Genomic DNA, 1,494 nt, shown 5'->3' with positions numbered 1-1,494 from the left:
AATCCAATATCTGTGTGGGCAGTACAATACTGGCCAACATGCTCAAATAATCGTTTTCCATGCTGTAAAGTAAAGAACTATTCGATTAGATTACAAATTTATCCCCACTAAATTTCTACTGAGCCCATATTTCGCCTGTCAAATTCAAGCATAATCTCTTTTATTTTAGATGCTACTCTCTTTTTTTTAGGCGTCATTATAATTGTATATTTAAGTTCCTCTTTCTTCAACTCATGATTAAAATCTTTTGTAGAATTCATTACCTCTCCTGTCATGCAAGCTGATAATATATTCTTCAGCTCACGAAGCATTGGATTAGATTCTACCTTCATCTCGTTTATTTTATCTCCATTTTTCATCTGAAAATCTTCTGATGTCATCTTTATATAGTCTCCGTCATTGAACAAGAGTAATATCTGTTCTGGCCTTTGATAATAGAAGACACCTTTTTTCGACACTTTATTTGACAGAACAGATAAAGATTGAGTTTGTGTAAATTTACAAGTTATTGTTTGTATTTTGGATGTCTTACTTTCTAATTCATTTATAAATTCTTTATCGTTTCCTTGGTTTCCTTGTGCATTTACTGACAAGAACATGCCCAAGCACATTAAAATACATATTATTCTATTCATAAGCATTCTCATTTATAAGTCTATTTAGTGGCACTATTTCAATACCTTTCTTTTTAATTCCTTCTATAACTGATTTCAGAAGTATATCAGATCCCTCTCTGTTATCATGTAGTAGAACGATATCACCACTCTTTATATTGCGTATTATTCTCTTGCTTATAGAAGTACGCTTTAAAAACTTTAATGTATCATATGAGCGTATATTCCATCCTATGCATACAAATCTATTGTTTACTGCTCTTCGTATAAGCGGATTGGTAACTCCGAATGGTGGTCTAAAAAAAAACGGAAACTTACCTGTTATTTTATATATAATATCATTTGTCTTCCGTATATCTTCATAAATTTTGTTACTATTCCAAAGAGTATATGATGGAGAATGAGAAAAAGTATGATTTCCTATTATATGCCCTTCCTCATAAATCCTCTTTACCAGTTCTGGATATGTTTCAATCTTTGAACCGATAAGGAAGAAAGTTGCTTTAATATTATTCTCTTCAAGTATATTAAGTATTCTGGGGGTATGAATAGGATCTGGCCCATCATCGAATGTTAATGCTACTGCTTTCTCCACACTACTCCCTCTACAAATACATCTTAAGTATATTCCACTTCTTATATCAGCGGAAGCCCATACAAAGAATAGCAAGATAAAGGAAATTATTATAATAAGCATATTACACTCCTTTCACTATAATTATTGAGGAACTCATACCAAGATAATTATTGCAAAATATCACTAGTGTCTCTTAATAATTGTAAAAAGACTCGTTAATTATTTGATTTACAATATTTGTTTTCAAAAAATGCTTGTCGCATATTTGAATCAGTTACCTTAGGGGCTGGGCCAAATTGCGAT

Annotated in this window: 2 protein-coding genes; both read right to left on the bottom strand. The window is 31.5% G+C overall.

The features are described 5' to 3' along the window. Positions 1–107: 107 nt before the first annotated feature. Positions 108–635, bottom strand: a complete 528-nt coding sequence (locus H3001_RS19055; RefSeq protein WP_181215791.1) for a LolA family protein — start codon at positions 633–635, stop codon at positions 108–110. Further along, positions 628–1,311 (bottom strand): polysaccharide deacetylase family protein, encoded by a 684-nt coding sequence (locus H3001_RS19050; RefSeq protein WP_181215790.1) that lies wholly within the window; start codon positions 1,309–1,311, stop codon positions 628–630. Before H3001_RS19050 ends, H3001_RS19055 begins: the two co-directional genes overlap by 8 nt. Positions 1,312–1,494: the final 183 nt, after the last annotated feature.

It is taken from the genome of Phocaeicola faecicola (genome assembly GCF_013618865.1).
Taxonomy (GTDB): domain Bacteria; phylum Bacteroidota; class Bacteroidia; order Bacteroidales; family Bacteroidaceae; genus Phocaeicola; species Phocaeicola faecicola.
The sequence above is the reverse complement of the archived record's forward strand: the minus strand, read 5'-3'. Positions and strand labels throughout refer to the sequence as shown.

Excerpts from the sequence above, each read along its gene's own strand:
- H3001_RS19050 (WP_181215790.1), bottom strand. The coding sequence starts at position 1,311 with ATGCTTATTATAATAATTTCCTTTATCTTGCTATTCTTTGTATGGGCT.
- H3001_RS19055 (WP_181215791.1), bottom strand. The coding sequence starts at position 635 with ATGAATAGAATAATATGTATTTTAATGTGCTTGGGCATGTTCTTGTCA.